The organism is Caenispirillum salinarum AK4 (assembly GCF_000315795.1).
GTDB lineage: Bacteria > Pseudomonadota > Alphaproteobacteria > Rhodospirillales > Rhodospirillaceae > Caenispirillum > Caenispirillum salinarum.
The window spans coordinates 133,670-159,722 of the sequence record NZ_ANHY01000015.1 but is presented as its reverse complement, the minus strand read 5'-3'; the positions used below and the strand labels follow the sequence as shown (position 1 = coordinate 159,722).

Below are 26,053 nucleotides of genomic sequence, written 5' to 3'. Positions count from 1 at the left end.
CAAGCACCTTTGACACCCAAGTCGCTATCCATCCGAGTCTGAACCAGACAGAGGAGTCATTCATGAGCCATCGCATCTCTTTCCGCGGCCTGCTTGCCACCGGCGCCGCCCTGGGCGGCCTGATGGTCGCCGGGCCTGCCCTTGCCGCCGAGATGCCGGGCGACGGCGTCGACGTGACGCCCGCCACCAGCTCCATCGCCGAGGAAATCTTCCAGACCAAGATCCTGATGATGGGCCTGGAAGAGCTGGGCTACGACGTCAACGCCCACATCGAGCTGGCCTACCCCACCATGCACCTGGGCATCGCCAACGGGGACATCACCTACTCGGCGACCCACTGGGACCCGCTGCACAAGGCGTTCTTCGAGAAGGCCGGCGGCGAGGACGAGATCTGGCGCTCCAACGCCTACATCGAGAACTCCCTTCAGGGCTATCTGATCGACAAGAAGACGGCCGATGAATACGACATCGACAACGTCGAGGACCTGAAGGACCCGGAGATCGCCAAGCTGTTCGACGCCGACGGCGACGGCAAGGCCGACCTGACCGGCTGCAACCCCGGCTGGGGCTGCGAGCGCGTGATCGAGCATCACCTGGACGAATACGGCCTGCGCGACACCGTCGAGCACAACCAGGGCAGCTACTTCGCCCTGATGGCCGACACCATCACCCGCTTCGAGAACGGCGAGCCGATCCTGTACTACACCTGGACGCCGCTGTGGGTCTCGGGCGTGCTGGCGCCGGGCGATGAAGTGGAATGGCTGGAAGTGCCCTACACCTCGCTGCCCGACGAGCAGAATCCCGAAACCGAAACCGCCGAAGGCCTGAACCTGGGCTTCGCCGTGAACACCCAGCGCATCATGGCGACCAAGGACTGGATCGAGGAAAACCCGGCCGCGGCCGCGTTCTTCGACGCCGCCGACCTGCCGGTGAACGACGTCTCCGCCCAGAACCTGCTGATGCGCGAGGGCGAGGACAGCATCGACGACATCGAACGCCACGCGGCCACCTGGATCGAGGAAAACCGCAAGGAGTTCGACAGCTGGCTGAAGGCCGCCCGCGACGCCGCCGCGCAGTAAGCGCCAGGCGTCCGCGGCGGGAAACGCCGGGCAAGACGGAAGGGCGGGCACCGCGGGGTGCCCGCCCTTTTCCGTGTCGGTCCACCGCGCTGCCTGCGGCGGCCTGCCCTACACCTCCACCCCGCCCCAGCGCGCCAGCAGGGGCACCACGACGGGTTCCGCCGGGGAGGTGTAGGCGGCCGGGGCGAGGCTGGTGAACAGGACCTCGTCGGCCACCATCACCATGGCCACCACCGCCAGCCGCTCGCCGGGTGCCAGCGGGGCGGCGGTGCGGGGGTCCCAGGTCAGGCGGAAGGGCACGGGCGGGGCCATGGGGCCGGCGACCCAGGCCGTCGCCAGCACGCCGCGCGGCGTCCGGCCCGGGCCCAGGCGCACCAGTTGCACCCGCGCCAGCGCCTCGGGCGGCAGCACCACCGGCTCGCGGTAGACCAGCGCCCCCTGCACCACGGCCCGGTCCATCGTCGGCCCGCGCGGCGCGAGGGACGCGCCGGCCGCGTCGAGGGGCGGCGGGACGAAGGGCGGCGACGCGGGCGCAGGCCCGTCGCCCGCGCAGCCAGCCACTGCCACGGCCAGCAGCGCCGCCGCCAGCGCACGGGCCGTGCGGCGGAGGGTCATCGCACCAGGCCTTCGATGGCGTGCGAGAGGGTCGGCAGTTCCACCTCGATCTGCTCCCACACCGGGCCGAAAGTGGCGCGCGGCGGGCTGTCGAGCAGGGTTTCGGCCATGTCGACGAATCCCTGCCAGTCCACCTCGGGGTGGCGCGAGACGGCCATGGCGTCGCGCTCCCGCCCCGACCGCCCGCCGGCCATCATGCCGCTGACCAGCTCGCCGATCTGGACCATCTGGAACGAGACGGCGGCGGCGAAGATCCAGTCCTTCTCCATGCGCTCGATGAACCGCGTGCGGTCCAGTCCCTCGCGCAGGAGGCGGGTGCGCTCGATAGCGGCCGAGATGACCCGCAGGGCGTCCTGGTCGGATATCATGGTGGCGATCTCCGGTTGGGCGAACGGCATCTCCTTTTACTATCGGGGGCCGCCGCGCCCCTGCCAAGACCCTGCGCCCGCACACAGGAGGTAGATCACGCGCGGTGATGCCGCCGCGCAACATCCGGCGCCGCCGATCCCGCGGAAATTGCTCGAGTCCGATTTTTCGCGCTTTTTCTGGAACCGGCGCCCCAGCCGGCCGTTACAGTAATGATACTGCAGTGGTCCAAGCTCGGTCCGTGTGGGTATCCCCAGGGAGGCGCCAGGTCACACCCCCGCCAGGCGCCTCCCTCCTTTTCCGGGCACGCGGAAAAAGGCTGGCGCGGACGGCCTCCGCACCAGCCTTGACCGGACAGTGTATCCCGCCTCAATCGCTGAGCATTTCGCCTTCGACGTTGGCTTCGCCCAGGTTCCTGCGGAATTCGTCGAAATCCTCGCCGGTGACGGTCGGCTCCTGGGCGTTCAGGTCCAGCGCCTCGTGCCGGTCGATGACCTCGTTGGTGAACTCGTTGTTGGCGTTGAAGGTTTCGTCGGTGCCCCGCTCCAGGCCCGGGTAGTCGCCGCGGTCGCGGGCGTCGACGGGGTTGGTGTCGCCGTAGTCGCCGGGCGCCACGGCGTCCTCGGCCAGCGCCGGACCGGCGCCGACACCGACACCCAGCGCAAGGGCGGCGGCGGAAACAAGGAAGCGTCGCATGGGAGATCCTCCATGTCGTCCTGGGGTCCCCGGTGAAACGCCATGCCCCGCCGGTTGGTCCCCCGAAAATCGCGGGCGGCGGGACCGGCCGGCCTCAGCCCGCCGGCGCCTCGGCCACCTGCACCGGGCGGCGGAGGGTGTCGCGGAAGGCCTCGGACGTCAGCGGCTGGCCGAACAGATAGCCCTGCACGCTGTCGCAGTAGCGCGCCCGCAGCCACGCCAGCTGCTCGGGATGCTCCACGCCGGCGGCGACCACCTGAAGGCCCAGCGCGCGGGCCATGGCGATGACCGTTTCCACCAGACGGCGGTCGTCCTCGTCGCCCATCATGTCGCGCACGAAGGACCGGTGCAGCTTCAGCGCGCGGAAGGGATAGCGCCGCAGATGCTGGAGCGAGGCATAGCCGGTGCCGAAATCGTCCAGCGCCAGCACCACCCCTTGCGCCGACAGCGCATCCAGGCCCCGCCCCACCGCGGCCTCCTCGCGCAGCAGGACGCTTTCGCTCAACTCCAGCATCAGGGCGGCGGGCGGCAGGCCCGAGTGCGCCAGGGCCTCGGCCACCGCGTCGGCCAGGCGCCCCTGCACGAGTTGCGCGTCGGAGACGTTGACCGACACGGCCGGGGCCGCGCCCTCCCCCACCTCGCGCCGCCAGGCGGCGGCCTCGGTGCAGGCGACGCGCAGGACGTGGCGGCCGATGTCGTGGATCAGGCCGATCTCCTCGGCCAGGGGCAGGAAGTCGGCCGGGGGCAGCTGGCCGCGCGTCGGGTGGTTCCAGCGCACCAGCGCCTCGGCCCCCGTCACGCGCCGCTCGGCCGCGTCGACCACCGGATGGAACAGCACGGCGATCTCGCCGCGGCCCAGGGCCCGGCGCAGATCGCCCTCCAGCTCCAGGCGCGCCGCCGCCTTGGCGCCCAGGTCCTCGCTGTAGACGCAGTGGGTGTTGCGGCCCAGGTCCTTGGCCCGGTACATGGCGGCGTCGGCGTGCTTGAGCAGGGTCGAGGCGTCCTCGCCGTGGTCGGGATAGACGCTGATGCCGATGGACCCGCCGATGAACACCTCGCGCCCGCCGGCGATGACGAAGCCCCGGCGCAGGGCCGCCAGCACCCGCTCGGCCACGGCGGCGATGTCGGCGGCGGTGCCCGGCTCGGGCAGGAGGATGGTGAACTCGTCGCCGGCCAGCCGGGCCACCGTGTCGCTCTCGCGCACGCAGGCGGTCAGGCGGCGCCCCACCTCCACCAGCAGTTCGTCGCCCGCCTCATGCCCGAGGGTGTCGTTGACCAGCTTGAAGCGGTCCAGGTCGATGAACATCAGGCACAGGCGCTCGTCCTTGCGGCGGGCGCGGGTCAGGTCCTGGTGCAGGCGGTCCTGGAACAGCACCCGGTTGGGCAGGCCCGTGACGGCGTCGAAGTTGGCCTGCTGCCAGACGCGGCGCTCGGTCTCCTTGCGCTGGGTGATGTCCTCCTTGACGGCGACGAAATGGGTCACCGCCCCCGCGTCATCTCGCACCGGCGCGACGGAGACGGTCTCCCAATAGGCCTCGCCGTCCTTGCGCACGGCCCGCGCCTCGCCCTTCCAGGCCTTGCCGGCCGCCAGCGCCTGGGCGAAGGCGTCCTCGGCCGGCGCCTCCGGGTCGGCCAGGACGGACGCATGCCGCCCCACCAGCTCGGCCGCCGTCCAGCCGGTCAGCGCGGTGAAACGGTCGTTGACGTAGTCGATGACGCCGCGGGCATCGGTGATGACCACCGCCGCCGCCGCCTGGTCCAGAGCCGACGAAAGCTTGCGCCGCTCGTCCTCGGCCCGCTTGCGCTCGGTGATGTCCTTGATGGTGGCGACGGCCACCTTGCTGCCGTCGGCACCCGTCACCAGCGCGACGTGCAGGTTGACCACCGCCAGCGTCCCATCCGCACGCTTGAGGCGGAGTTCGTATTCATTGGGCACGGCCTCGCCGCGCAGGCGGCGCTCGTAGTTCCGCTGGACGCGCGGCAGGTCTTCGTCGGCGATCAGGTCGGCGAAGGGACGGCCCGTCAGCGCCGCCGGATCAACGCCCAGGATGCGGCCGAAGGCCTCGTTCACGAAATCGAACCGGGCCTCGCGGATGAGCACCAGGCCGTCCTGCATGCTGGTGACCAGCGTGCGGTAGTGCTCCTCGCGCACGGCCAGCTCTCGCTCGGCCCGGCGGTGCTCGGTCATGTCGACCATCAGCGCGATGAAGCCGCCGCCCGCGCTGTCGGCCAGCCGCGCCGGATAGACGGCGGCCAGAACCTCGCGCCCCTCGGCATGGCGCAGCGACAGGGTGAAGGCCTGCGACATGGCGGCATCGGGCACGAACTCCACCGCCAGGGTGGCGCACCCCTCGGGCGTCAGCACCGACGTTACCGGCCGTCCGATCAGGTCGACGCGGCCCAGCCCCAGCATGCGGCAGAGGGCATCGTTGACCTCCACCACGGTGCCCCGGCCGTCGACCTGGATGAAGCCCTCCGACAGGCTGGAAAAGATGGTGCGGTGGCGGCGCTCGCTCTCCACCAGCATCTGTTCCAGCTGCTTGGCCTCGGTGATGTCGCGCAGCTGCGCCACAAGCAGGACGTCGGCGTCCGGGTCCGGCGGCGCCGGTCCGCCGCTGTCGAGGTCGTCGTCGGGCAGGACCACCGACAGGCACAAGGCCCCCCACAGCCGCTGGCCCCGGCCGTCGATCAGGCGCACGTCGCGCTCCAGCGCACGCACCGGACCGGCGAGCAGGCGTTCCAGCCGCGTGCCCAGGGCGGCGCGCTCGCGCGGGTCCAGCAGGTCGAAGAAGGAGGCGCCGACGATAGCCTCCTCGGGGCGGCGGACCAGCAGGCGGAAGGCGTGGTTGGCCGCCAGAACGATGCCGGCGCGGCTGCACACGGCCTGGGCCTCGCCGCTTTGGGCGAAGATGGCGGCGTGATCCTCCGCCGACAGCCGCGACGCCCCCTCCTGTGTCATGTCCCCCTCTTCCATCCGACCCCGGCCACGCCCGCCCGCGCCAGTTCCCCCCAATTAGACGACCCGCGCCGCCGCCGCGCAACCGTTTCGCGGCGCGGACCGACGGATCAGGCGGCGGCCTTCAGCGTGGCGGAGGCCTCGAACGGCATGAGCCACTCTTCCAGCCCCTCGGCCACATCTTCCCAGTGGGGCTCCAGCATCATGGCATGGGCCGTGTCGGGGAAGATGCGCAGGGAATCGGCGCGATAGTAGCGGGCCGTGGCCTCGACAATCCAGGACGGAACGAAGACATCGTTGCCGGCCCCCATCACCAGCACCGGCGGCCGCGATTCCGGCAGCCAGGTCGGCGCCGGCGGAATCAGCCAGGTCAGCTGCATGCTGGCCAGCCGCGACTCGGGCTGCATCCGCTCGAACCAGCGGCGCGAATCCTCGTCGCTGGCGTGCTCGCTCAGCATGGCGGCGCGCATGCCCTGGGGCGTCGCCGCCTCGGGTCCGAACATCTGGATCATGGCGATCTCGCGCAGCAGGTCGGGATGCGCGGTGCTCATGTACAGGCCCGTCGGCGCCAGCCCCCACGGCGACAACGAACACATCAGCACCACGCCCGCCAAGTGCGGCGCGCCGGGCGGCACGGCATCCATGATCTTCTGCACCACCATGCCGCCCATGGAATGGCCGACCAGCACCGGCGGCCGTCCGATGCGCGTCATGGCCTCGCCCACGTCGGCGATGAAGTGCGCCATGCCGTATTGATCCAGGCGGTCGGGGTCGCGGCTGCCGCCGTGGCCGCTGAGGGACACGGCATAGGCCTCCCACCCGCGGTCGGCGAACCACGGCAGAAAGTGTTCCTGCCAGATCCAGGCGCCGCAGAAGGCGCCGTGCACGAACAGGAGCGGCGGCCGGCGGCGCGCCCGCTCGGCCAGGGCCGGGTCGCGCGGAACGGCTTTGAGAATCTCGAGGGTCACGCGGTCCTCCCAGGGGCAAACGTTTTCCTGCCCCCTGTATACGCCCATCGCCCGCCCTCCCGCGACCCCATTTCGCTGCAATGCAGCATTTTTTGCCGCACATGCGAAAAAGCAGCGGCTGTTGAGGATTCTCGTTGCCGTCCGTATATCGGTCCGCTATATATCGCGCCGATAGTCAGCTATATCGGTTCGATATCTCAGCCGAGGACCCGGAGTTTCCATGGACGCCAAGACCCTCTGCCTGGGCGCGCTCGCGCGCGGTCCCGCCTCGGGCTACGAGATCCGCAAGATGTTCGAGGAAGGCGCCTACGCCGCCTTCCATCCCATCGGGTTCGGCTCGATCTATCCCGCCCTGACGGCGCTTCTGGCCGAGGGGCTGGTGGCCTGCCAGGAGGAACCCCAGGCGGGCCGCCCCGACAAGAAGGTCTACACCCTCACACCGGAAGGCCATGCCGCCCTGGTGCGGTCCTTCGCCTCCAACCGTCCGGCGGTGGACAAGTACAAGTCCGACACGCTGTTCATGCTCAGCCTGGCGGAGGTCATGGAGCCCGACCGCGTCCGCCGGCTGGTGGCCGACTACAAGGACCTGAACGCCAGCGAGCTGGAAAAGATGGCCGAATGCGACCCGGCGGACATGACCGCCGGCCAGCGGTTCGTCTTCGGCCTGGGCAAGGCGGTCTATTCCGCCATCGCCACGTACATAGACAACAACGCCGGCGCGCTGGTCGACTCCCTGGAGCGCGGCGATCACGAGCCCCTGCCCGGCCGGTCGGCCGGCGAAACCGCACCGCACCGCGCCCGCAAGGCCGGCGAGTAAGGAACCGAGGTCATGCGCAAATCCTACGTCATCGCCGCGATCATCCTCCTCGCCGCCGTCGGCTGGATCGGGTCGGGTCTGGTGCTGCCGTCCGGCGAACCGGTCCCGCCGCCGAGCGCCGCCATCCCGGCCGCCGAGGACGCCGCGCCCATGCGCGTGCGCGTCGCCGAGTCGGTGGCGCACGCGCGGGTGGACGAACTGCGGGCGACCGGCCGCACCGCCGCCGACCGGGTACTGACCGTGCGCGCCGAGACGTCCTCGCCGGTCCGCCGCGTGCTCGTGGAAAAGGGCGACCAGGTTTCCGCCGGCGACGTGCTGGTGGAACTGGACATGACCGACCGGGCGGCACGCCTGGCCAAGGCCCGCGCCCAGCTTGAGCAGCGCCAGTTGCAGTACGACGCCGCCAAGGAACTGCAGTCGCGCAACTTCGCCAGCCGGGTCCGTCTTGCCGAAGCCCGCGCAGCGCTGGAGGAAGCCCGCGCCGACCTGGCCGAGATCGAGTTGGACGTGGACCGCACCACCATCGAGGCCCCCATCGACGGCGTGGTCTCCGCCCGCTCGGTGGAGGTCGGCGACGTGGTGTCGCCGGGTGCGGCCATCGCCACCATCGTCGACCTGGACCCGGTGGTGGTGCGCGCCGACATCGCCGAGCGCCGCATCGGCGACATCGAGCCCGGCGCCGTCGCCCATGCCTCGGTCTTCAACGGTCCGGATCTGGACGGCCGGGTGACCTACGTCGCCCCCGTCGCCGACGCGGCGACCCGCACCTTCACCGTGGAGGTGGAGATCCCCAACCCCGACATGAGCCTGCGCGAGGGCCAGACCGTGGACCTGCGCCTGCCCCTGCGCCGCGTCCAGGCCCACGAGCTGTCGCCGGCCCTGATGACGCTGGACGACGCCGGCCGCCTGGGCGTGAAGACCGTGGACGACGCCAACGTGGTTCGCTTCCATCCGGTCGACCTGGTCTCTGCCACGCCCGACGCCATCTGGCTGACCGGCCTGCCCGAGACGGTGCGCGTCATCACCGTCGGCCAGGAGTACGTGACGGCCGGCGAGACGGTGGACCCCGTCGCCGCCCCCGCCCCGACGGCGCCCCGGAGCGGGGCGCCCGGGAATGGCGCGGCTGACGACGGCGCCGCCCGGCCGCTGGCCGAGACCACCGCCCCCGGCGAGGACGCCGCCGTGTCGCTCGGCACCGGCGCACGCGCGGCGGAAGAGGCTTCCCTGCCGCCGGCCGAGCGTGGAGAGACGCAGTGAACGCCATCATCGACGCCGCCATTCACCATGCGCGCACGGTGATCAGCACGCTGGTGCTGATCCTGCTGGCGGGCACGGTCACCTTCGTGCAGATCCCCAAGGAAAGCGCGCCGGACATCAACATTCCGGTGATCTACGTCACCATGTCGCACTCGGGCATCTCGCCCGAGGACGCGGTGAGCATGCTGGTCAAGCCCATGGAGGCGGACCTGCGCACCGTGGAAGGCGTCAAGGAGATGCGCGCCGCCGCCTACGAGGGCGGCGCGAACATCCTGCTGGAGTTCGAGGCCGGCTTCGATGCCGACCAGGCCATGGACGACGTGCGCGAGCAGGTCGACAAGGCCAAGACCGAACTGCCCGAGGAAACCGACGAGCCCATCGTCTCCGAGGTCAACTTCAGCCTGTTCCCGGTGATCGTCGTGGCGCTGTCGGGCGACGTGCCCGAGCGCACGCTGCTGCGCGTGGCCGAGAACCTGGAGGACGCCATCGAGGGCGTGCCCGCGGTGCTGGACGCCAACGTGGGCGGCAAGCGCGACGAACAGGGGCAGATCATCATCGACCCGACGCTGGTCGAAGCCTACGGCCTGTCGGCCCAGGATTTCGTCACGTTCTTTTCCGGCAACAACACGCTGGTGGCCGCCGGCAACCTGGACACCGGCGCCGGCCGCTTCGCCGTGAAGGTGCCCGGCCTGCTGGAAACCGTGCCCGAGGTCATGGACATTCCCATCAAGGTGCAGGGCGACAGCATCGTGCGCCTGGCCGACATCGCCGAGGGCCGACACGGGTTCGAGGACGCCGAGGGCTTCGCCCGCGTCAACGGGCAGCCCGGCCTGACGGTGGAGGTCTCCAAGCGGACCGGCGAGAACATCATCGACACCGTCGCCAAGGTGCGCGAGGTGGTGGAGCGCGAGCGCCAGGACTGGCCGGACGCCATCCAGGTCACCTACCTGCAGGACCAGTCCACCAACATCCGCGACAGCCTGAACGACCTGACCAACAACGTCATCGCCGCCGTACTGCTGGTGATGGTCGTGGTGGTCGGCGCGCTGGGGCTTCGGTCGGGCCTGCTTGTGGGCATCGCCATTCCCGGCAGCTTCCTGATGGCGATCCTGGTGATCGGCGCGGCGGGGCTGACCATCAACATGGTGGTGCTGTTCGGCCTGATCCTGGCGGTCGGCATGCTGGTGGACGGCGCCATCGTCGTCACCGAATACGCCGACCGCAAGATGAGCGAGGGCCTGCACCGCCGCGAGGCCTATGCCCTGGCCGCCAAGCGCATGGCCTGGCCGGTCATCGCGTCCACCGCCACCACGCTGGCCGCCTTCCTGCCGCTGGCCTTCTGGACCGGCGTGGTGGGCGAGTTCATGAAGTACTTGCCCTACACCCTGCTGGCGACGCTGACGGCATCGCTGTTCATGGCCCTGATCTTCGTGCCCACCCTGGGGGCCATCTTCGGCCGTCGGGGCGAGAGCGATCCGTCCGTCATGCAGGCCCTGTCGGCGCAGGAGGAAGGCGACGTGCGCGACCTGCGCGGCATCACCGGCTTCTATGCCCGCACGCTCGACCGGCTGCTCAAGCATCCCGGCAAGGTGGTGCTGGCCGCCGTCATGCTGCTGGTGGGCAGCCAGGTGGCCTACGGCATGTTCGGCAAGGGGGTGGAGTTCTTCCCCTCCATCGAGCCCGAGCAGGCGTTCCTCTACGTCCACGCCCGCGGCAACCTGTCGGTGGAGGAAAAGGACGCCCTGGTGGGCGAGGTGGAGCGCGCGGTGCTGGACATGGACGGCATCGAGAGCCTGTACGTCAAGACCGGCAAGAATTCCGCCGACCGCGAGGCGCCGGAGGACGTGATCGGATCGGTGGGCATCGACTTCACCGACTGGCAGACCCGCCGCCCGGCCAGCGAAATCCTGGACGACATCCGCGACCTGACCAGCCAGCCCCGCTTCGCCGGCATCAAGGTGGAGGTGCGCGAGGCCGAGCAGGGCCCGCCCGTGGGCAAGCCCATCCAGGTGCAGATCGGCGGCAACGACCAGGACGCCATCTATGCGGCGGCCGAGAAGATCCGCGGCTACATGGAGCGTGCCGGCGGCTTCACCGACATCGAGGACACCCGCGCCGTGCCGGGCATCGAATGGCGGCTGACGGTGGACCGCGCCCAGGCGGCCAAGTTCGGCATCGACATCCGCTCGGTCGGCGACATGGTGAAGATGGTCACCAACGGCCTGAAGTTCTCCACCTATCGCCCCGGCACCGCCGACGACGAGGTGGACATCGTCGCCCGCTACCCCGACGAATACCGCACGCTGGACCAGTTGGACCGCATCACGGTGAACACGCCCGAGGGCAGCGTGCCAGTGGGGGCCTTCGTCGAGCGCGAGCCCCAGCCCAAGACCGGCGAGATCCGCCGCGTCGACAGCCAGCAGGTGGTCACCGTTTCCGCCGAAGTGGCCGAGGGGCTGCTGGCCGACGACAAGCTGCGCGAGTTGCAGGCCTGGATGGCCTCGCCGGACGCCGATCTCAACCCCCGCCTGAGCATCGACTTCAAGGGCGAGGACGAGGAACAGGCCAAGAGCCGCGCCTTCCTCATGAAGGCCTTCGGCGTGGCGCTGTTCATGATGGCGATCATCCTGGTGACGCAGTTCAACAGCTTCTATTCGGCGTTCCTGATCCTGTCGGCCGTCATCATGTCGACCATCGGCGTGTTCCTGGGCCTGCTGGCCTTCGGGCAGCCCTTCGGGATCATCATGTCGGGCATCGGCGTGATCGCGCTGGCCGGCATCGTGGTGAACAACAACATCGTGCTCATCGACACCTACGACCGCCTGAAGCACGAGTTCGCCGACGGCCACGAGGCCATCCTGCGCACCGGCGTGCAGCGCCTGCGCCCGGTGCTGCTGACCACCGTGACCACGGGCCTGGGCCTGCTGCCCATGATGTTCCAGGTGAACATCGACTTCGTCCACCGCGAGGTGACGCTGGGCGCCCCGTCCATGCAGTGGTGGTCGCAGTTGTCCACCGCCCTGGTCTGCGGCCTGAGCTTCGCGACCGTGCTAACCCTGGTGGTGACGCCGAGCGCGCTCATGGTGCGGGTGAACGTGCGCCGCTGGCTGGACGCCCGCCGCGCCCGTCGCCATGGTCCGCAGCCGGCGTGACACGGTCCTTGCACCGCCGTCATGCAGGCGTCATCGAAGTGCGCCCCATGAGCCTGTCGGCTTGTGGGGCGTTTCGGTTAGACTGGCCTTGAACCGAGGGTGCAGATGAATAATTCTTGGGCCCGGAATGGTTCTGCTCAAGATCAAGGCAGAGGACAAGCGGGGGACCGCGTGACGTGACGGTGAGAGTCGCCTCCTACAACATTCACAAAAGCGTCGGCCCCGACCGCCAGCGCCGCCCCGACCGCATCTTCCGCGTCCTGGCGGAACTGGATGCCGACATCGTCGCCTTGCAAGAGGTCGACCGGCGCTTCGGCGCCCGCGCCACCACCTTTGAGGCCGAGCAGCTGGAGCACGAAACCGGCTACCGCCTGGTCCGCCACGCCGTCAGCCCGCTGTCGTCGGGCTGGCACGGCAATGCGCTGCTGGTGCGCGGCGTGGTGGAGGCCATCGACCGCCGGCGCATCACCCTGCCGGCCCTGGAGCCGCGCGGCGCGCTGCTGGCCGACCTGGAGACCGAACAGGGGCGCCTGCGCGTGGTCGCGGCGCACCTCGGGCTTCTCGGCCGCTATCGCCGCAGGCAGGCGGAGACCATCCTCGAGGCCATCGACAGCGCCGAGTCGCACCTGCCGACGGTGGTCATGGGCGATCTGAACGAGTGGAGCCCCCACGGCAGCTGCCTGCGCGTCTTCCGCAGCCGCTTCGACATCGCCCAGCCGGGTCCGAGCTTTCCGGCCCGCCGCCCCATGTTCGGGCTGGACCGGGTGATCACCTCGGACGACATTGCGGTGCAGTCGGCCTGGGTGCACGAAACGTCGACGGCGCGCGAGGCCTCCGACCACCTGCCCGTTGTAGCGGAACTGAAGGTGCTGGCGCCCGGCGAGACGGCGGAAAACGCCCCGCTCCAGACCCACGCGGGGGTGCGGGGGTAGCGAGACCCTTTCCGTTCAGGCGCCGCTCGGGGCCTCGCCCCCGAACACGGCACGCAGGTCCACCTGCTCCTCGGCGCGTTCGACCAGCACCAGGCGATCCTCGATGTCGGCCAGGTGGCGGGTCATTTCCGCCGCGGCGCCGGCTTCGTCGCCCGTATCCAGCGCCGCCAGCAGGCGCCGGTGGTCGACCGCCGAGCAGCAGCGCGCCGCCCTGTGCTCATAAAGCGCGATGATGAGCGACGACCGCGCCACAAGGTCGCGCAGGTAGCCGGTCAGGATGCCGTTGCCCACCTGCTCGGCCAGCAGCAGGTGGAAGTCGCCCGACAGCCGGATTTCCTCGCGCCGGTCGCCGCGGGCATGGGCGGCCGCCTCGGCCTCCACATGGTCGGCCAGGGCCCGCAGCGCCGACGCCGGGCGCCGGCGGGCAAGCACGCGCACCAGCGTTTCCTCCAGCAGGCGGCGGGCGTGGAAGACCTCGCGCGCTTCCTCGGGCCGTGGCGCGGCGACGCAGGCCCCCCGGTTGCGCCGATGCACCACCAGATGGTCCCGCGCCAGGTCGCGCAGGGCGGCGCGCACCCGCGCCCGGCTGACCCCGAACACCCCGGCCAGCTGCTCCTCCACCAGCCGCGTGCCGGGGCGCAGGCGGTGGTCCTCGATGGCGAGGCGGATGGCGTCGCGGATGGCGTCCTCGTCGGGGGCGGCAACCTCGGGGGCGCGCAGGCCGGCGGTCGTCGTCATGCAGCGCCCTTTCGCGATGGCGGATGCCGCTCCCGCCAGTGGCGGGCGATGTCGACGCGCCGCGTGATCCACACCCTGTCGTGGGCCTGGACGTGGTCGAGGAAGCGCATAAGCGCCTTCATCCGCCCCGGCCGCCCCGCCAAGCGGCAGTGCAGGCCGACCGACATCATCTTCGGAGTGTCGGCGCCCTCGGCATACAGCACATCGAAGGCGTCGCGCAGGTAGGCGTAGAAATCCTCGCCGCTGGCGAACCCGTTCAGCACCGAGAACTTCATGTCGTTGTTATCGAGGGTGTAGGGCACGATCAACTGCGGCTCGGCGACGCCCGGCACCGCCTCCCAATACGGCAGGTCGTCGGCGTATGAATCCGCGTCGTAGAGGAACCCGCCCGCCTCCGCCACCAGCCGGCGCGTGTTGGGCGAGACGCGCCCGGTATACCAGCCGAGCGGCCGCTCGCCCATGACCTCCGTGTGCAGGCGGATGGCTTCGGCGATATGGGCGCGCTCCACATCTTCCGGCACGGCCTGGTAGTCGATCCACCGCAGCCCGTGGCTCGCCGCCTCGTGCCCGGCCTCGCGGATCGCGGCGGCGGCGTCGGGATTGCGGGCGAGCGCCATGGCGACGGCGTAGACGGTCACCGGAATGCCCCGCTCCTCGAACAGGCGCATGAGCCGCCAGAAGCCGGCCCGCGCGCCGTATTCGTACATGCTTTCGACCTGGATGTTGCGCACGCCCTCCAGCGGCGCGATGCCCGGCACTTCCTGCAGGTAGGCCTCGGCGTGGCTGTCGCCGTGCAGGATGCAGGCCTCGCCGCCTTCCTCGTAGTTGAGCACGATCTGCAAGGCCAGCCGCGCGCCCCCCGGCCAGTCGGCGTGCGGCGGCGTGCGGCCGTAGCCGATCAGGTCGCGGGGATAGGGGGCGGCGGCGGTCATGGATCGGGTCTCCCTTCGATATACGCCTCGATGATTGAAATCGAGGCTGCGTTCATTCGCCACGCAGGCTCACGCGCCATAAGGCGCGGCGGCCGGTGTCCGCTTCGCGTTCGTCAGGACTCCGGCCTTGCCGGGCGACAAGTGTACGATTTCAAGTGTCGCCCGGTATTATTGCCCGCCGCTGCCGCGGGTGGCCCAGCGGGTGGAGCGGCGCTCGATCTGGTTGAAGAGTTCGTACATGGCGATGCCCATGGCGGCAATCACCAGCAGGCCCGCGAACAACAACGGCATGTTGAACTTCGACGAGGCCGAGATCATCAGGTAGCCGACGCCCAGGTCCGACGCGACCGTCTCGGACAGCACCGAGCCCACGAAGGCGAGCGTGATGGCGATCTTCAGCGACGCGAAGAAGAACGGCATGGCGCGCGGGAAGCCCACCTTCATCAGGATGTCCCGCCGCGTCGCCCCCAGGCTCCGCAGCACGTCGCGCAGCTCCGGCTCCAGCGTCGCAAGCCCCGTCGCCACGTTCACCACGATGGGAAAGAACGAGATCAGGAAGGCCGTCAAAATCGCCGGCACGGTCCCGATGCCGAACCACATGACCAGGATCGGCACGACGGCCACCTTGGGCACGCTGTTGAAGCCGATCAGCATGGGGTTGAGCGCATCGTAGATCGTGCGCGAGGACCCCACCAGCGCCCCCAGCACCAGCCCGAAAACAACCGCCACCGCGAAGCCGACGACGGTAGTGAACAGGGTCTGGGCGGCGTGCATCCAGATGGCGTCGCGATACGTCCAGATGGCGGCGAAGGATTCGCTGGCCGTCGGCAGCACCGACTGCGGCACGTCGAACCCGCGCACCGCCAGTTCCCACACCACGAACAGCCCCAGCGTCGTCACCCAGGGCGCGGCGCGTTTCGCCCCCTTGTGATCGGCGACCCGCTTAAGCATCGGGCGGCGCTTGCGCGCCGGCGGGGCCGAGGCGGTGGCGGCGCGCGTCGGCTTGGCGGCGGTGTCGGCGGCTGTCTCTCCGCTGGCCGGCGCGGCGGCGGGCGGACGGGTGGAGGCGGCGTTGGAGGTCGTGCTCATCACGTGGCCCTCACGGTTCGGATGTGGTCGCGCAGCTCGTGGACGAGGTCGACGAAGGGCTGGGTGAAGCTGGTGTCCTGGTCGCGCGGGCGCGGGATGTCGTTCTTGCGCACCTCCAGGATGCGCCCCGGCCGCTTGCTCATCACATAGATGGTGTCGGCCAGGTAGGCGGCCTCGCGCAGGTCGTGGGTGACGAGGATCACGGTGAAGCGGTGCTCCATCCATAGCGCCTGGAGCGTGTCCCACAGTTCCTCGCGCGTGAAGGCGTCGAGCGCGCCGAAGGGCTCGTCCAGCATGAGCAGCCGGGGCTCGTGGATCAGCGCGCGGCACAGGTTGGCGCGCTGCTGCATCCCGCCGGAAAGCTCCCACGGGTGCTTGTCCTCGCAGCCCGACAGGCCGACCTCCGCCAGCAGGGCGCGCGCCTTGTCCTCGTACTCCGTCCGGTGCCTGCGCAGGCGGGAGCGGTGGGGCTGGACGATCTCCAGCGGCAGCATGACGTTCTGCAGCGTCGTGCGCCACGGCAGCAGGGTGGAGGCCTGGAAGGCCATGCCGACGATGGAGATGGGGTCGGTGACCTCCTGCCCGTTGACGATGACGGTGCCCTCGGTCGGCGGCATGAGGCCCGTGACCAGCTTCATGAGCGACGACTTGCCGCATCCGCTGGGTCCGACGACGGCGACGAACTCGCCTTCCTTGATGGTCATGCTGGTCTGGTCGAGGGCGAACTCATCGCCCTCGCGGTACTGGAGACGCACGCGGTCCAGTTCGACGAAGCCGGCGGTCATGCGGCCTCCTTGTTCGGGTTGGCGGGCGCTTGCGGCGCCCGGTTTTTGTAGTTACATTTACATCCATGAACACCTGGGACGAGGCCAAGCGCGCCGCCACGCTCGCCCACCGCGGGCTGGATTTCGCGGACGCCGGACGGGTGTTTCAGGGCTACCACGTCACGCGGGAAGACCGGCGCCGCGACTACGGCGAAACGCGAAACTTCACGGCGGGCTACCTCGACGGCCGCTTCGTCGTGATCTGCTGGACCCCGCGCGACGGTGGCAAACGCATCATTTCCATGAGGCACGGACATGCCGACGAAGAAGCAGCCTACGGATTCCGAGTGGACTGACCCGGACGACGCGCCGCACCTGGACGCCGAATGGTTTGCCGGCGCGGACGTGTACGACGGCGACCGGCTCGTCAGTAAGGGCGGCCGCCCCCCGGCCGAGCATCCCAAGCAGCAGGTCACGCTGCGGCTCGACTCCGACGTGCTGGAGCACTTCCGCGCCAGTGGTCGCGGCTGGCAGACACGCATCAACGAAGCCCTTCGCCACGCGGCGCATTTGGATCGGTAGCGGCTCAACAGCCTTCTCCCAGGTGGCGAGGCCCCAGCCAGCCGCATGAACCGGCCGGGGCCTGCGCGTCCTTACTGCGTCGCGGTCAGCATCCGCTCGTCCTGCGGGGGCAGGAACTCGGACGTGAACACGTCCGACACCGCCGGCTTGTCCTCGATGCCGAAGGCGTAGGTGACCTGGTCGATGGCCTTCTGCATGCGGGCCTCGTCGATGCCGCCCATGCCCTGGGTCTTGACCTCCTCGGTCAGCACGTTGTTCTCGATCGCCATCATCAGGCGATCCAGCTCCAGCGCCTCGTCGATGAGGGGGTCACGCTCCTTCACCGCGTCGATGCCCGCTTCCGGGTCGGCAATGACGTCCTGCCAGCCCTTGACCACGGCACGCAGGAAGCCGGTGACGGCCTCGGGGTTTTCCTCCATCAGCGCCGGGCTCGCGATCAGGCCGTTGCCGTACAGGTCCAGGCCCGCGTCGCGATACTGCCAGATGTTCAGGTCTTCCTTTCCCACACCCAGGCCGCGCAGGTTCAGGAGGCTGGTAAAGTAGAAGCCGGAGATGCCGTCGACGTCGCCGCGAATCAGCATGGGCTCGCGCAGGGCCGGGTCCATGCTGGTCCACTCCACGCTGTCACCGTCGATGCCGGTGGCCTGGGCGAAGGCGGGGAACAGCTTGCGCGGGCTGTCGAAGACGGGGGCGCCGAAGGTCTTGCCCTCCATCTTCTCAACGCTGTCGATGCCGCTTTCCTTCAGGGTGAACAGGGCAAACGGCGGCGCGTTGTAGACGATGAACATGGCCTTCATGGCCTGTTCGGGGTTGCTCGCGTTGAACTCGATCATGGAGTTCACGTCGGCCATGGCGATGTCGTAGGCGCCCGAGGCCACGCGGGTGACGGCGCCTGAGGAGCCGTTGCCCGAATCGATGCTGACGTCCAGGCCCTCTTCCTCGAAGTAGCCTTTCTGTTTGGCCATGAGGAAGCCGGCCGAGGGCCCCTCGAACTTCCAGTCCAGCGTGAACTTGATGGGCAGGGCGTCCTGCGCCAGGGCGGCGGCGGAGGCGGAAAGCGTCAGGGCGGCCACGCCGGCGGCGGCGAGGGTCTGGCGGAACGTGCTCCAAGGCATGAAGGGTCTCCCAATTCCGTGAGGCGGGCGCGTGCGTTGGCGCCGGACGGTCCGCACCGATCTCCCTATTTTCGGTGCACGTTTTTTGCTCATTGACGAGCTTTGCATAATCTTTGACCATCGAATGCAGATTGTCGACGATTTTTCGTCCCATTGTCTGCGATACTGCATCGAGCGGCCCGCCAGAGGCCGCGAGTGTCCGCACGGGAGCCCGCATGAGAGACGCCATCCGCTTTGCCCTGAACGGCGCCATCCGCGCGGTGGACGATGTTCCACCGCACATGACGCTGCTCAACTGGCTGCGCGCCGAGGGCCTGACCGCCGCCAAGGAGGGCTGCGCGGAAGGGGACTGCGGCGCCTGTACGGTGCTGCTGGGCACGCCCCTGCCCGACGGCGCGGAGGGTTTCGACTGGCGGGCCGTCAACGCCTGCCTGGTGCTGGTGCCGCAGGTGGACGGGCGGGCGGTCGTCACGGCCGAGGGGCTGGCGAAGGGCGGCAGCGCGCCGCACGCCGCCCAGACGCTCATGGCCGAGACGCACGCCACGCAGTGCGGATACTGCACGCCGGGGTTCGTCATGGCGCTGGCGGCACTTGGGCGGACACCCGCGCGGGATGACGAGTCGGTGATGGACTCCATCGCCGGCAACCTCTGCCGCTGCACCGGCTATCGCCCGATCCTGGAAGCCGCCCGTGCCCTGCCCCTGGAGGCTCCGGCGCCGGAGGAAGCGGCGTTGGCTGAAAAGCTGCGCGAGATCGCCGCGGCGCCGCTGGACTACCGTGCCGGCAGCCATCGCTTCCTCGCCCCCACCACGCTCGACGACGCCCTGCGCCTGCGCCAGCAGTTCCCGGAGGCCTGGCTGTGGGCCGGCGGCACGGACCAGGGCCTGCGCGTGACCAAGCAGTTCCAGGTTCCGCCCGGCATCCTCTATCTCGGCCGCGTGCCGGACCTGCGTGGGATCACCGAGGACAAGGACGGCCTGACCATCGCCGCCAACACGCCTTACGCCGATGCGCTGGAGGCTCTGGCCGCCCTGGCGCCGGGGCTGGACGGGATGATCCGCCGCATCGGCGCCGCCCAGGTGCGGAACCTGGGCACGCTCGGCGGCAACATCGGCACCGCATCCCCCATCGGCGACACCCTGCCGCCGCTGATCGCGCTGGATGCGGAAATCACGCTGGTGAGCGCGGAGCGCGGGCGGCGGACGGTCGCCGCAAGGGATTTCGTCACCGGCTACCGCAAGACCGTGCTGGACCCCGACGAACTGATCGTCGCCATCCGCATTCCCCGCCCGGCGCCGGGCACACACATCGCGGCCTACAAGATCGCCAAGCGCGTGGACCAAGATATCTCCACCGTCGCCGCCGCCTTCGCGCTGAAGGTGCAGGACGGACGGGTGGACCATGCGCGGCTGGCCTACGGCGGCGTGGCGGCGACGCCTGTTCGGGCGGAGAAAGCCGAGAAGGCCCTCCTCGGCCAGCCCTGGACGCCCGAGACGGTCGCCGCCGTTAAGCGTGCGGTGGCCGAGGACATCAGCCCCATGGACGATGCGCGCGGCACGGCCGCCTACCGCACCGCCGTCGCCGCCAACCTGCTGGACCGCCTGTGGCACGAAACCGCCGAACCCGGGACGCCCGCGCGGCTGGAGGCCCTATGAAGCTTACCCCCCCTGCCCGCTCCGCCGTGCATCATCCCCATGCCCATGACAGCGCGCTCAAGCACGCCACGGGGGCCGCGCGCTATATCGACGACATGGCGGAGCCGCGCGGCTGCCTGCACACGGCCCTGGTGACCAGCCGATGGGCGCACGCGCGCCTCACCGGGATTGATGCGAGCCGGGCACTGGAGCTTCCGGGTGTCCATGCCGTGGTCACCGCCGCCGACATTCCCGGCGAGAACGACGTCGGCGCCATCGTCCCCGGCGAGCCCCTGCTGGCCGAGGGCGTGGTGGAATACGTCGGCCACCCCGTCGCCGCCGTCGCCGCCCGCGACCTGGAGACCGCCCGCCGCGCCGCCGCGCTGGTGGAGGTCACGGCCGAGCCGCTGACGCCGGTGCTCGACCTGCGGGAGGCGGTGGAGAAGGCGCACTACGTCCTGCCGCCGTCGGAATTCCTGCGCGGCAAGCCCGGCCCGGCGCTGGCCGACGCGCCGCATCGCATCCGGGGCGAGATCATGGTCGGCGGGCAGGATCACTTCTACCTGGAGACCCAGGCCGCCCTCGCCCTGCCGCAGGAAGACCAGGACATGCTGGTCCACTCCGGCACCCAGCACCCGACGGAGGTTCAGCACCTTGTCGCGCGGCTGCTGGGCGTGGACATGAACGCCGTCACAGTGGAGGTCAGGCGCATGGGCGGGGCCTTCGGCGGCAAGGAAAGCCAGGCGACCATCATCGCCGGCATTGCCGCCGTTCTGGCGCGGGTGACGGGGCGGCCGGTGAAGTGCCGGCTCGACCGCGACACCGACATGATGGTGACCGGCAAGCGGCACGATTTCCTGCTGACATGGGATGTCGGCGTGGACGATGACGGCCGCGTGCAGGCCGTGGAGATGACTCTCGCCGCCCGCTGCGGCTGGTCGGTGGACCTGTCGCCGGGCGTGGTAAGCCGCGCCCTCAGCCATGCCGACAACGCGTACTTCTATCCGCACGTGAAGCTGACGGGCCTGTTCTGCAAGACCAACACCCAGAGCAACACCGCCTTCCGGGGATTCGGCGGGCCGCAGGGCATGATGGCGGCGGAAGCCATGATGGACCAGATCGCCCGCACCCTGAACCTGGACCCGCTGGAGGTGCGGCGGCGGAATTTCTACGGGCCGGAGGGGCGGAACCTCACGCCCTATCACCAGCCCGTGGAACACTTCCGCCTGCCCGAAATGCTCGACGAGGTTCTGGCCTCCAGCGACTACGCGGCGCGGCGCAAGGCGGTGGACGCCTTCAACGCCAAGGGCGGCGTGCTGCGCAAGGGCCTCGCGGTCTCGCCGGTGAAGTTCGGCGTCAGCTTCAACAAGCCGGAGATGAACCAGGCCGGGGCGCTGCTGCACGTCTACACCGACGGCTCCGTCAGCCTGAACCACGGCGGCACGGAAATGGGCCAGGGCCTGTTCACCAAGGTCGCCCAGGTGGTGGCCGCCGTCTTCGGGCTGGACCTGGACCGCATCAGGCCCACCGCCACGACCACCGGCAAGGTGCCCAACACATCCCCCACCGCCGCATCCTCGGGCACGGATCTCAACGGCATGGCGGCCAGGATCGCGGCGGAGACCATCCGCGACCGCATGGCCGACGTCGCCGCCGAGCACCTGGGCGCGGAAAAGAGCGCGGTGGTGTTCGAGCGCAACATGGTCCGCGCCGGCAACAAGTCCGTCCCCTTCGGCGAACTGGCGGAGCTGTGCCATGTGGCACGGGTGTCGCTGTCGTCGACGGGCTTCTACCGCACGCCGAAAATCCACTTCGACCGCACCACCAACCGGGGACGGCCGTTCTTCTACTTCGCGCACGGGCTGGCGGTGTCGGAAGTCGCCATCGACACGCTGACGGGCGAGTGGAAGCCGCTGCGGACCGATATCCTCCACGACGTCGGCGCGTCGCTCAACCCGGCGGTCGACAAGGGCCAGATCGAGGGCGGGTTCGTTCAGGGCCTCGGCTGGCTGACCATGGAGGAACTGGTGTGGGACAAGGACGGCGTGCTGAAGACCCATGCTCCGTCCACGTACAAAATCCCGACCGCCCGCGATGTGCCCCGCGACCTGCGGGTGGACCTTCTGGCCGACGCGCCCAACGAGGAAGCGACCGTCTTCCGCTCCAAGGCGGTCGGCGAGCCGCCCTTCATGCTGGCGATCAGCGTGTGGCTGGCGCTCCGCGATGCCGTGGCAAGCTGCGGCCCGGCCGGGCATGTGCCGAAACTCGACGCCCCCGCCACGCCGGAGCGCATCCTCATGGCCGTGCAGGCGGCGAAAGACACCGCATGACCGACTGGCGGGACATGGACTGGCGGAGCGCGCTGACCGCCCTGGACGCGGCGGCGGACCCGCATGTGTTGGTGACGGTCATCGAGGCGCTGGGCTCCACCCCGCGCGAGGCCGGGGCCAAGATGATCGTCACCGCCGACGCCTTCTCGGGCTCCATCGGCGGCGGCGAGCTGGAGCAGGAGGCCATGGACGCCGCCCGCCGCCTGCTGGCCGAGGGGGCGTCCGCGCCGGTGACGGAAAAGCTCATGCTGGGTGCCGATCGCAACCAGTGCTGCGGCGGGGCGGCGACGCTTCTGTTCGAGCCCTTCGCCGCACCCACGATCACCGTCGCCCTGTTCGGCGCCGGGCATGTGGCGACGGCGCTCGTGCGCGTGCTGGAGGGGACGCCGGTGCGCATCCTGTGGATCGACGAGCGCCCCGATGCCTTCCCCCCGTCCTCCCGCGCATTCACCCGCCGCGCCGATGATCCGGCGACGGAGGTGGCCGGGCTGCCGGCGGGGGCTCGGGCCTATGTGATGACGCACAGCCATGACCGCGATTACGAAATCCTGGCCGCCCTGCTGAAGCGCGACGACCTGGGCCCGGTCGGCCTGATCGGGTCCAAGACCAAGTGGGCGCGGTTCCGCAAGCGCCTGCTGGAGGACGGCGTGGCGCCGCAGCGCGTGGACGCGGTGGCCTGCCCCATCGGCCTGCCCGGCGTGGGCGGCAAGCGGCCGGCGGAGATCGCCATCGCCGTGGCCGCCGAGATTCTTGCAAATTCCCCCGACGGAGAGACCTTGTGACCGACCTGTTGAGCCTCGATGCCGTCGCCGCCATGGACGACGCGACCTTCGTGGAAACCTTCGGCGACCTGTTCGAGCATTCGCCCTGGGTGGCGGAGCGCGTCGCCCGCGCCCGTCCCTTTGCCAGCGTCACCGAGATGCACGACATGATGATGGGCGCGGTGGAAGCGGCGGAAGACGACGAAAAGCTGTCCCTCCTGCGCGCCCACCCGGACCTTGCCGGCAAGGCCGCACTGGCGGGCGAGTTGACCCATGCGTCGACCGGCGAACAGGCCTCGGCCGGGCTGGATACGCTCACGCCCGAGGAAATGGAGCGTTTCACGGAACTGAACACCGCGTATTCCATGCGCTTCGGCTTTCCCTTCATCATGGCGGTGAAGGGGGCCGACAAGGCGCGCATCCTGGCGGGGTTCGAGGGGCGCCTCGGCAATGCGCGCACCGATGAAATGCAGCGCGCGCTGGCCGAGGTCGGCAAGATCGCCTGGCTGCGGCTGCTGGACCGCGTTGCCCCGGCACCGACGGGCAAGCTGACGACGCATGTGCTCGACACCGCCGCCGGCCGCCCCGCCAACGGCCTTCCGGTGACGCTCCACCGGCTGGACGGCGAGCGGCGGACGGAAGTCGGCCGCTTCGTCACCAACGACGACGGCCGCCTGGACGCCCCCGCCCTGCAAGGGGCCGACTTCACGGCCGGAACCTATGAATGGGTGTTCGAGTGCGGCGTGTACTTCGCGCGCACCGGCACGGAAACCCACGCGCCACCGTTCCTCGATCGCGTGCCCCTGCGGTTCGGCATCAGCAACCCGGAGGCGCACTACCACGTGCCGCTTCTGCTGTCGCCCTGGGCGCTGTCCACCTACCGCGGGAGCTGACGGATGGAGCTTCCCGGCCTGGAGTGGCTGAACCTCATCGCGCGGTGGGTTCACCTGATCGTCGGCATCGCCTGGATCGGGTCCTCCTTCTATTTCGTCTGGCAGGACAACAGCCTGCTGCCGACGAAGGATGACCCGGAGCGCAAGAAGCTCCAGGGCGATATCTGGATGGTGCACGGCGGCGGGTTCTACCACGCGCGCAAGTTCAAGGTCGCCCCGCCCGATCTGCCGAGCCACCTGCACTGGTTCAAGTGGGAGGCCTATTCCACCTGGCTGTCGGGCTTCGCGCTCCTGGTGCTGGTCTATTACCTGGGCGGTGCCACCTACATGATGCCGGCCGACGGAGACCTGAGCCAAGCCGCCGCCGTCGCCATCGGCCTTGGGGCGCTGGGGGTGAGCTGGCTGGTCTATGACGGGCTCTGCCGCAGCCCGCTCGGGCGCGATGACCGCTGGCTGGCGGTGGCCGTCGTGGTGCTGGTGGCGGTTCTCAGCTACGCCATGACGCACCTGCTGTCGGGCCGGGCGGCGTTCCTGCACGTGGGCGCCGCACTTGGGACGATCATGGTGGCGAACGTCTTCTTCGTCATCATTCCCAACCAGCGCAAGAGCGTCGACGCCATGCGCAAGGGCGAGACGCCGGACCCCGTGTGGGGGATGAAGGGCAAGCAGCGCAGCGTTCACAACACGTACTTCACGCTGCCCGTGCTGTTCCTGATGATCTCCAACCACTACCCCATCGCCTACGACCACCCGCACAGCTGGCTGGTGCTGCTGGCCCTGGCGACGGTGGGGGCTGCCGTGCGGCATGTGTTCGTCCTGCGCCACACCCACCGGGCGAAAGCCTGGATGCTGCCCGCCGCTGCCGCGGCCATGGTGGCCGTCGTGGTCGGCGTGACGGCGACGCGCACCCTCGACAGCCCCGCCACCGCGTCGACCGATGCCGTCGCGCCCCTCACGGCCGAGGCGGCCGGGAGCCTGACCCCGGTGGTCACCGCCATCGTCCACTCGCGCTGCACCGCCTGTCACGCCGCGCAACCGACGTGGGAGGGCTTCGACGCCGCGCCCATGGGCGTGGTGCTGGAAACGCCCGAGCACATCCGCCACTGGGCCGCGAAGATCCACGAACAGAGCGTCGCCAGCGAGGCCATGCCGCTCGGCAACGTCACCGACATCACGCCCGAGGAACGGGCGCTGCTGGGCCGCTGGATCGACGCGATGGAATAGCGTTACCCCGGGCCGGCGGTGGACAGATCCTCCGCCGGCAGGGTGGTCAGCGAATCACCGATGGTCAGGTCGCTGACCCCGAAGGCACCCATGAAGTAGAACGGGTGGACCAGCCCCTGCACCCCCACCGACACCAGCGGCACGATGTCAGACCCCGGCCGGCCGGCGAAGCCCTGGCCGACATGGGTGTACTCGATGTAGACGTTGTCGGCCGTGGCACGGGGGAACAGGGCCGTGCCGTTGCCGTCCAGCATCTGCACGGCCGCCAGCACCCGGTTGAAGGCGGTGGCGTCGTAGCCGGGATCGCCCAGCGTTCCGCAGCCCGGACCGGTGCAGGCGCAGGCCCCGCCCTGGCAGCGCACGGTGAAGGTGTCCAGCGTCGTCAGGTCGAGCGACTGCCCGGGCACCAGGCCGCCGTCGACGACGCCGCTCCACGTCACCAGCCCGGGCGCGACGGGATCGGACTGAACCGCCTGCCGCGTGCCCTGATAGGTCGCCTTGTCGGCCAGGTTGGCCTGCCAGAAGGCGATGGCGAAGTCGACGATGGCAAAGGTGATCGAGAACAGGATCATGGCGACCAGCGTGAACTCCAGGATCGCGGTGCCCCGCTCGTCGCGGCCCAGCCTGCGGGCCTTGTGGATGATCGTTGCGCGCATGTGCCGTCCCCTCGCCCTCAGCCGTTGCCGCCGCTGTAGCGTTCCTCGTGGGCCGCGGTCAGGTCGGGCGGTGCCAGCCCGATGACGCCCAGAAGCCCCACGTCCTTGTAGGGAAGCTGGATGACGACCCGCACGATCTCGGTTCCCGTCACCGCACCGGCCACGGGTCCGGTGACCCCGATGGTCGCCAGTCCCTCCGCCGGCCAGTGGCTCAGGCGCGGCGTGCCGGAGCCGGCGGGATTGCCGTAGATGGCGATGTTCTGGGCGGCGGTGGTCGTGGTCGAGTCGATGGCCGGCGCGCGGGCCAGGAACCGGGCGGTGGCGCGGGCGGCGGTTTCGACCACCTGGTGCATGTAGAGCATCCGCCCGAATTCCACGAAGCCGACCAGAAGCAGAAGAAGTACCGGCATCACCAGCGTCATTTCCACCAGCGCGACGCCGTCGTCGCGCCGCAGGAGACCCGGCCGAAGCCGGCGCGAAAGCATGCGGCGCATGGC

General features: G+C 69.9%; 24 protein-coding genes. 12 read left to right on the top strand and 12 right to left on the bottom strand.

Features of this window, described 5'->3' with window-relative positions; genetic code table 11:
• Positions 1-62: 62 nt before the first annotated feature.
• A complete protein-coding gene (gene proX / locus C882_RS15375; protein WP_009541561.1) occupies positions 63-1,079 on the top strand; it encodes a glycine betaine/L-proline ABC transporter substrate-binding protein ProX in 1,017 nt (338 codons plus the stop codon).
• A gap of 108 nt (positions 1,080-1,187) precedes the next feature.
• Here proX and C882_RS25070 read toward each other — a convergent pair whose 3' ends face one another.
• The 5 genes from C882_RS25070 to C882_RS15350 form a co-directional block, all read right to left on the bottom strand.
• Positions 1,188-1,694 (bottom strand): YbaY family lipoprotein, encoded by a 507-nt coding sequence (locus C882_RS25070; protein WP_009541560.1) that lies wholly within the window; start codon positions 1,692-1,694, stop codon positions 1,188-1,190.
• A complete protein-coding gene (locus tag C882_RS25065; RefSeq protein ID WP_009541559.1) occupies positions 1,691-2,062 on the bottom strand; it encodes a ribonuclease HepT family protein in 372 nt (123 codons plus the stop codon). Before C882_RS25065 ends, C882_RS25070 begins: the two co-directional genes overlap by 4 nt.
• Before the next feature lie 367 nt (positions 2,063-2,429).
• Positions 2,430-2,756, bottom strand: a complete 327-nt coding sequence (locus C882_RS15360) for a hypothetical protein (RefSeq protein WP_009541558.1) — start codon at positions 2,754-2,756, stop codon at positions 2,430-2,432.
• 94 nt (positions 2,757-2,850) lie between these two features.
• Positions 2,851-5,715, bottom strand: coding sequence for a PAS domain S-box protein (locus C882_RS15355; RefSeq protein WP_009541557.1), 2,865 nt, complete (start codon positions 5,713-5,715; stop codon positions 2,851-2,853).
• A gap of 107 nt (positions 5,716-5,822) precedes the next feature.
• The gene (locus C882_RS15350) at positions 5,823-6,680 is read right to left on the bottom strand and encodes an alpha/beta hydrolase (protein ID WP_009541556.1); all 858 of its coding nucleotides are present in this window, start codon (positions 6,678-6,680) and stop codon (positions 5,823-5,825) included.
• A 220-nt stretch (positions 6,681-6,900) separates the two neighbouring features.
• On the opposite strand from C882_RS15350, the gene C882_RS15345 reads away from it, so the two are divergent.
• The 4 genes from C882_RS15345 (at position 6,901) to C882_RS15330 (ending at position 12,838) form a co-directional block, all read left to right on the top strand.
• Positions 6,901-7,497, top strand: a complete 597-nt coding sequence (locus tag C882_RS15345) for a PadR family transcriptional regulator (RefSeq protein ID WP_009541555.1) — start codon at positions 6,901-6,903, stop codon at positions 7,495-7,497.
• A gap of 12 nt (positions 7,498-7,509) precedes the next feature.
• Positions 7,510-8,754 (top strand): efflux RND transporter periplasmic adaptor subunit, encoded by a 1,245-nt coding sequence (locus C882_RS15340; RefSeq protein ID WP_009541554.1) that lies wholly within the window; start codon positions 7,510-7,512, stop codon positions 8,752-8,754.
• Positions 8,751-11,906, top strand: coding sequence for an efflux RND transporter permease subunit (locus C882_RS15335; RefSeq protein ID WP_009541553.1), 3,156 nt, complete (start codon positions 8,751-8,753; stop codon positions 11,904-11,906). Before C882_RS15340 ends, C882_RS15335 begins: the two co-directional genes overlap by 4 nt.
• A 176-nt stretch (positions 11,907-12,082) precedes the next feature.
• A complete protein-coding gene (locus C882_RS15330) occupies positions 12,083-12,838 on the top strand; it encodes an endonuclease/exonuclease/phosphatase family protein (RefSeq protein ID WP_009541552.1) in 756 nt (251 codons plus the stop codon).
• 15 nt (positions 12,839-12,853) lie between these two features.
• On the opposite strand, the gene C882_RS15325 is transcribed toward C882_RS15330, so the two are convergent.
• From C882_RS15325 to C882_RS15310, 4 genes are all read right to left on the bottom strand, one after another.
• The gene (locus tag C882_RS15325) at positions 12,854-13,576 is read right to left on the bottom strand and encodes a GntR family transcriptional regulator (protein ID WP_009541551.1); all 723 of its coding nucleotides are present in this window, start codon (positions 13,574-13,576) and stop codon (positions 12,854-12,856) included.
• Positions 13,573-14,508: an allantoinase PuuE gene (gene puuE, locus C882_RS15320; protein WP_009541550.1), complete on the bottom strand. Its 936-nt coding sequence runs from the start codon at positions 14,506-14,508 to the stop codon at positions 13,573-13,575. The genes C882_RS15325 and puuE overlap by 4 nt, the downstream gene beginning before the upstream one ends.
• 168 nt (positions 14,509-14,676) lie before the next feature.
• Positions 14,677-15,597, bottom strand: coding sequence for an ABC transporter permease (locus tag C882_RS15315; protein WP_009541549.1), 921 nt, complete (start codon positions 15,595-15,597; stop codon positions 14,677-14,679).
• Entirely contained in the window at positions 15,597-16,382 is a 786-nt protein-coding gene (locus C882_RS15310) for an ABC transporter ATP-binding protein (protein WP_009541548.1), read from the bottom strand. The genes C882_RS15315 and C882_RS15310 overlap by 1 nt, the downstream gene beginning before the upstream one ends.
• A 65-nt stretch (positions 16,383-16,447) precedes the next feature.
• Here C882_RS15310 and C882_RS15305 point away from each other — a divergent pair, with 65 nt between their 5' ends.
• Positions 16,448-16,717, top strand: coding sequence for a BrnT family toxin (locus C882_RS15305; RefSeq protein WP_009541547.1), 270 nt, complete (start codon positions 16,448-16,450; stop codon positions 16,715-16,717).
• Positions 16,677-16,943, top strand: a complete 267-nt coding sequence (locus tag C882_RS15300) for a BrnA antitoxin family protein (RefSeq protein ID WP_009541546.1) — start codon at positions 16,677-16,679, stop codon at positions 16,941-16,943. The genes C882_RS15305 and C882_RS15300 overlap by 41 nt, the downstream gene beginning before the upstream one ends.
• Positions 16,944-17,014: 71 nt before the next feature.
• Here the strand turns inward: C882_RS15300 and C882_RS15295 are convergent, their stop codons facing one another.
• Positions 17,015-18,058 (bottom strand): ABC transporter substrate-binding protein, encoded by a 1,044-nt coding sequence (locus C882_RS15295; RefSeq protein ID WP_009541545.1) that lies wholly within the window; start codon positions 18,056-18,058, stop codon positions 17,015-17,017.
• Between the two features lie 215 nt (positions 18,059-18,273).
• Between C882_RS15295 and xdhA the strand changes: the two genes are divergently transcribed.
• Genes xdhA through C882_RS15270 form a run of 5 tightly spaced genes read left to right on the top strand, consistent with a single transcriptional unit; the run spans position 18,274 to position 24,900 of the window.
• On the top strand, positions 18,274-19,713 hold the full coding sequence (gene xdhA, locus C882_RS15290; RefSeq protein ID WP_009541544.1) for a xanthine dehydrogenase small subunit: 1,440 nt from the start codon (positions 18,274-18,276) through the stop codon (positions 19,711-19,713).
• Positions 19,710-22,022, top strand: coding sequence for a xanthine dehydrogenase molybdopterin binding subunit (gene xdhB / locus C882_RS15285; protein WP_009541543.1), 2,313 nt, complete (start codon positions 19,710-19,712; stop codon positions 22,020-22,022). The genes xdhA and xdhB overlap by 4 nt, the downstream gene beginning before the upstream one ends.
• Positions 22,019-22,804 (top strand): xanthine dehydrogenase accessory protein XdhC, encoded by a 786-nt coding sequence (gene xdhC / locus C882_RS15280; protein ID WP_009541542.1) that lies wholly within the window; start codon positions 22,019-22,021, stop codon positions 22,802-22,804. The genes xdhB and xdhC overlap by 4 nt, the downstream gene beginning before the upstream one ends.
• Entirely contained in the window at positions 22,801-23,676 is an 876-nt protein-coding gene (gene uraD, locus C882_RS25885; protein ID WP_009541541.1) for a 2-oxo-4-hydroxy-4-carboxy-5-ureidoimidazoline decarboxylase, read from the top strand. The genes xdhC and uraD overlap by 4 nt, the downstream gene beginning before the upstream one ends.
• Before the next feature lie 3 nt (positions 23,677-23,679).
• Entirely contained in the window at positions 23,680-24,900 is a 1,221-nt protein-coding gene (locus tag C882_RS15270; RefSeq protein WP_009541540.1) for a urate hydroxylase PuuD, read from the top strand.
• 2 nt (positions 24,901-24,902) lie between these two features.
• Here C882_RS15270 and C882_RS15265 read toward each other — a convergent pair whose 3' ends face one another.
• On the bottom strand, positions 24,903-25,556 hold the full coding sequence (locus C882_RS15265) for a TadE/TadG family type IV pilus assembly protein (RefSeq protein WP_009541539.1): 654 nt from the start codon (positions 25,554-25,556) through the stop codon (positions 24,903-24,905).
• A 17-nt stretch (positions 25,557-25,573) separates the two neighbouring features.
• Positions 25,574-26,050: a TadE/TadG family type IV pilus assembly protein gene (locus C882_RS23385; RefSeq protein ID WP_009541538.1), complete on the bottom strand. Its 477-nt coding sequence runs from the start codon at positions 26,048-26,050 to the stop codon at positions 25,574-25,576.
• Positions 26,051-26,053 lie beyond the last annotated feature (3 nt).

Excerpts from the sequence above, each read along its gene's own strand:
- proX (WP_009541561.1), top strand. The coding sequence starts at position 63 with ATGAGCCATCGCATCTCTTTCCGCGGCCTGCTTGCCACCGGCGCCGCC.
- puuE (WP_009541550.1), bottom strand. The coding sequence starts at position 14,508 with ATGACCGCCGCCGCCCCCTATCCCCGCGACCTGATCGGCTACGGCCGC.
- C882_RS25070 (WP_009541560.1), bottom strand. The coding sequence starts at position 1,694 with ATGACCCTCCGCCGCACGGCCCGTGCGCTGGCGGCGGCGCTGCTGGCC.
- C882_RS15270 (WP_009541540.1), top strand. The coding sequence starts at position 23,680 with ATGGAGCTTCCCGGCCTGGAGTGGCTGAACCTCATCGCGCGGTGGGTT.
- xdhA (WP_009541544.1), top strand. The coding sequence starts at position 18,274 with ATGAGAGACGCCATCCGCTTTGCCCTGAACGGCGCCATCCGCGCGGTG.
- C882_RS15340 (WP_009541554.1), top strand. The coding sequence starts at position 7,510 with ATGCGCAAATCCTACGTCATCGCCGCGATCATCCTCCTCGCCGCCGTC.
- C882_RS25065 (WP_009541559.1), bottom strand. The coding sequence starts at position 2,062 with ATGATATCCGACCAGGACGCCCTGCGGGTCATCTCGGCCGCTATCGAG.
- C882_RS15310 (WP_009541548.1), bottom strand. The coding sequence starts at position 16,382 with ATGACCGCCGGCTTCGTCGAACTGGACCGCGTGCGTCTCCAGTACCGC.
- C882_RS15325 (WP_009541551.1), bottom strand. The coding sequence starts at position 13,576 with ATGACGACGACCGCCGGCCTGCGCGCCCCCGAGGTTGCCGCCCCCGAC.
- C882_RS15295 (WP_009541545.1), bottom strand. The coding sequence starts at position 18,058 with ATGCCTTGGAGCACGTTCCGCCAGACCCTCGCCGCCGCCGGCGTGGCC.
- C882_RS15360 (WP_009541558.1), bottom strand. The coding sequence starts at position 2,756 with ATGCGACGCTTCCTTGTTTCCGCCGCCGCCCTTGCGCTGGGTGTCGGT.
- C882_RS15300 (WP_009541546.1), top strand. The coding sequence starts at position 16,677 with ATGCCGACGAAGAAGCAGCCTACGGATTCCGAGTGGACTGACCCGGAC.
- C882_RS15345 (WP_009541555.1), top strand. The coding sequence starts at position 6,901 with ATGGACGCCAAGACCCTCTGCCTGGGCGCGCTCGCGCGCGGTCCCGCC.
- C882_RS15305 (WP_009541547.1), top strand. The coding sequence starts at position 16,448 with ATGAACACCTGGGACGAGGCCAAGCGCGCCGCCACGCTCGCCCACCGC.
- C882_RS15355 (WP_009541557.1), bottom strand. The coding sequence starts at position 5,715 with ATGACACAGGAGGGGGCGTCGCGGCTGTCGGCGGAGGATCACGCCGCC.
- C882_RS15265 (WP_009541539.1), bottom strand. The coding sequence starts at position 25,556 with ATGCGCGCAACGATCATCCACAAGGCCCGCAGGCTGGGCCGCGACGAG.
- xdhB (WP_009541543.1), top strand. The coding sequence starts at position 19,710 with ATGAAGCTTACCCCCCCTGCCCGCTCCGCCGTGCATCATCCCCATGCC.
- C882_RS23385 (WP_009541538.1), bottom strand. The coding sequence starts at position 26,050 with ATGCGCCGCATGCTTTCGCGCCGGCTTCGGCCGGGTCTCCTGCGGCGC.
- xdhC (WP_009541542.1), top strand. The coding sequence starts at position 22,019 with ATGACCGACTGGCGGGACATGGACTGGCGGAGCGCGCTGACCGCCCTG.
- C882_RS15315 (WP_009541549.1), bottom strand. The coding sequence starts at position 15,597 with ATGAGCACGACCTCCAACGCCGCCTCCACCCGTCCGCCCGCCGCCGCG.